Annotated in this window: 4 protein-coding genes; 2 read left to right on the top strand and 2 right to left on the bottom strand. The window is 63.8% G+C overall.

Annotated features, from left to right (window positions below):
• Nucleotides 1-418, bottom strand: a 418-nt coding sequence (locus tag AC1D1P_RS18530; protein ID WP_477673975.1) for a CoA transferase, incomplete at its 3' end; no start/stop codon positions are given.
• Between the two features lie 25 nt (nucleotides 419-443).
• Nucleotides 444-1,427, bottom strand: a complete 984-nt coding sequence (locus AC1D1P_RS18525) for a hydroxymethylglutaryl-CoA lyase (protein ID WP_477673974.1) — start codon at nucleotides 1,425-1,427, stop codon at nucleotides 444-446.
• Nucleotides 1,428-1,552: 125 nt separating this feature from the next.
• Here AC1D1P_RS18525 and AC1D1P_RS18520 point away from each other — a divergent pair, with 125 nt between their 5' ends.
• Both AC1D1P_RS18520 and AC1D1P_RS18515 read left to right on the top strand, forming a co-directional pair.
• A complete protein-coding gene (locus AC1D1P_RS18520; RefSeq protein ID WP_477673973.1) occupies nucleotides 1,553-2,464 on the top strand; it encodes a LysR family transcriptional regulator in 912 nt (303 codons plus the stop codon).
• Nucleotides 2,465-2,819: 355 nt separating this feature from the next.
• A complete protein-coding gene (locus AC1D1P_RS18515; protein WP_457278577.1) occupies nucleotides 2,820-3,185 on the top strand; it encodes a hypothetical protein in 366 nt (121 codons plus the stop codon).
• Nucleotides 3,186-3,312: the final 127 nt, after the last annotated feature.

Genomic DNA, 3,312 nt, shown 5'->3' with positions numbered 1-3,312 from the left:
CTGTACGGTGGTCATACGGGCCGGGCAAAAAGCCTTTGTGGCTGATGTAAATGATGCGCGGGTTGACGGCGCTGAGCGCGGCGTAGTCCAGGCCGTACTTGGCCATGGTGCCGGGCTTGAAGTTTTCGGCCACCACGTCGGCGCTGGCGCAGAGCTTGCGCGCCACTTCGGCGCCCACCGGGTCGTGCAGGTCAATGCCGATGCTTTTCTTGTTGCGGTTGAAGAGCGGGAAGAAGCCCGAGCCGGCGCCCAGCAGGCGGCGGGTCCGGTCGCCGTCGATGGGTTCGACCTTGATGACTTCGGCGCCCATGTCGGCCAGCACCATGCCGCAGGTGGGGCCCATGACCATGTGGGTGAACTCCACCACGCGCAAGCCGGCCAGCGGCTGTGGGGTGGTGGATTCGGGGATGGGTTGCATGCAGTGTTCCGGAAGAAAAAATAGTTCAGGCCGCAGCGGCAGCGGAGGCAGCAGATAGGCGCATGGTTTTGGGCAGGCCCGCACGCCACAGTGTGCCGTGCAGGGTTTCGCCTTCAAGCCAGCCCGCCACGCGGGTGCGCAGCGCCATCAGCTTGTCAAAGTCAATGCCGGTTTCAATGCCCATGCTGGCCAGCATATAGGCCAGGTCTTCAGTGGCCACATTGCCGCTGGCGCCGGGCGCATGCGGGCAGCCGCCTATGCCGGCAAGGCAGGCGTCAAAGCGCGTTACGCCGGTCTGCAGCGCGGCATACACATTGGCCATGCCGAGTCCGCGGGTGTCATGAAAGTGGCCGCAGTTGAGCCGTTCACCGGCCACCTCAAAAGCCCGCTCAAACAGCAGGCGAACCATTTCCGGGTCGRCATAACCCACGGTGTCTGCCAGGCCTACGCGGTCGGCGCCGGCGTCCAGCACGGCGCGCAGCAGCCGCAGCACCTCGGACGGCTCGACCCGGCCCTGCAGCGTGCAGCCAAAGGCCGTGCTCATGCCGACTTCGATCACGATGGGTGAGCCCGACGCATCACGCAGTTCGCGGATGCGGGCGATTTCTTCGACCACCTCGTCGGGCGTCTTGCGCAGGTTGGCCAGGCTGTGGGCGTGGCTGGCTGAAATCGGCAGCAGCATCAGGTCGGCGCCGGATTCGATGGCGCGTTCGGCACCCTTGAGGTTGGGCACCAGCACCGATGTGACCAGGCCAGGCAGTGTTTTGGAAAAGGCCACCAGTTCGGCGGTGTCGGCCAGCTGCGGCAGCAGGCGCGCTGGCACAAAAGAGCCGACCTCGATCTCGCGCTGGCCGGCGTCGTAGGCCGCCTGGATCCATTGCAGCTTGTGTGCGGTCGGCATCACGGCGGCAATGCTTTGCAGGCCGTCACGCAGGCCGACTTCACGAATCGTTGCCTGCCGGGGGAGGGCAGGCCTTGAAGGCAGGTTCACTGTGGTCTCCGTTGTCATTCTGTCCATTCTCAGGGCGTGGCTGCAGTTTAGAATTTCCCAAAAGGTTTGGTTGATCAATTCTGGAAGCGCTAACGTTCCTGATGGGAATATCAAATCTAGCCATTGACCGCCAGGAGTCGCCCATGAGAGACCTCGACATGACCACGCTGCGGCTGTTCGCGGCGGTATGTGATGCACGCAGCATTGCCCGCGCGGCCGAGCAGGCCAACATCGTCGGCTCGGCCATCAGCAAGCGGCTGGCCCAGCTCGAAGACACCGTCGGCACGCCGCTGCTGGTGCGGCGGCGCCGCGGCGTCGAACCAACGCCCGCCGGCGAAAGCCTGTTGGAACACGCGCGCACCATGCTGGCCAGCGCCGAGCGCATCGAGCGCGACATGGCCGCTTATGCCCAGGGCGTGCGCGGCCAGGTGCGCATCCTGGCCACGGCTTCTGTCATGGCCGAGTCCCTGGCCGACGATGTGGCGGCTTTTTTGCAGGAGCCGGCGCACCACGACATCCAGGTCGACATGGAAGAGCGCGTCAGCCCCGATGTGATTCGCGGCATCAAGGAGGGCGTGGCCTCGGTCGGCATCTGCTGGGACGCCGCCGACCTGAGCGGCCTGCAGTCGCGCAGCTACCGCACCGATCACCTRGCCATCGTGACCCACCCGTCGCACCCGCTGACAGGCGAGAAAACCCTGCACTTTGAGCAGACGCTGGATTTCGAGCATGTCAGCCTTCCCGCGCACAGTGCTGTGCAGGTGCTGCTCCTGCGGGCTGCGGCGCTCAAGGGCAAGGTCGTGGTTCACCGCGTCATCGTGTCCAACTTCGAGGCCGCCTTGCGTGTGGTCCGCGCCAACCTGGCCATCAGCGTGGTGCCGCGCGAGGTGGCCGAGCCTTATGCCGCCACCTATGGGCTGCGTGTGATGCCGCTCGCCGACCCCTGGGCCCGCCGGCGCTTTGCCATCTGCTTTCGGGATGAGTCGGGTTTGTCGGCGGCGGCCAGGTTGCTGGTGGCCCATCTGGCGGCAAAAGGGTTGCCCGATGGAGGGTAAAAAGTACCGTAGACGCTCTGCGCGGTATTTCGGGTGCTATCAAATCAGGAGCTACTTGCGCTTACCAGCATTGGTCTGTAGCTACTTTTCATCCATTAAACGGCGTTCAAAAGACGTTTGGTAACACCTGCAGGYACGCCAAATGGCCTCTGGAAGCCGGGGGAAAGCTTCCGGGCCTGCCGTTTAGAGGTAAAATAGGCCTCCAACCCACAGCAGACAAGCGCGAGCAGCTATAAAAAATATAGCGCGCAGGGCTGATCCAGGCTAGCCCAAAAGGGGGCCAGCAACCGCCGAAGGGCGGTTACCTGGTCCGCAAAGTGCTTGATTTAGGGGAAGGAAGCCCCAAATTCACTGCATGAACGCCACCCAACCCCATCCCCACAAAACCGACCTCACGGTCACCCACGTACTGGCCGAGCTGCTGGAACGGCTTGAGCACAGCGCGGTGCCGGTGGGTGCCGAGCAGTACCGCTCCGTGGTGCTGCACCTGGTCAACGAACTGGGCGATGTGGAACCCGGCATGGCGCTGGGCGCGCTGCTCGACACGCACCCGGCTGCGGCCGAGCTGTATGAAAACGTCAATTACCAGTATGCGGGCCTGTGCCGGTCTGCGCTGGACGCCTCGCTCGCTGCCGAGCTGAAGGCCAAAGAGGCCATTGAAAAGGCCATGAAACCCATCAACCCCCAACTGAAGGAAGACCCCAACCATGGCAAGAGCTGACGCCAAAACCGCCGTACTCGCTGACGGCCTGCGCTACAAGTCCAAGGTGTCGGGCTCACCGTTTGCTGCCACCACGTCATTTGGCGCTGCCACGATGTCGTGTTTCATGTGCGGCAAGCACCGCGCC

It is taken from the genome of Polaromonas sp. P1_E1_2, from assembly GCF_056406035.1.
This window is presented reverse-complemented; position numbering and strand designations above follow the sequence as displayed.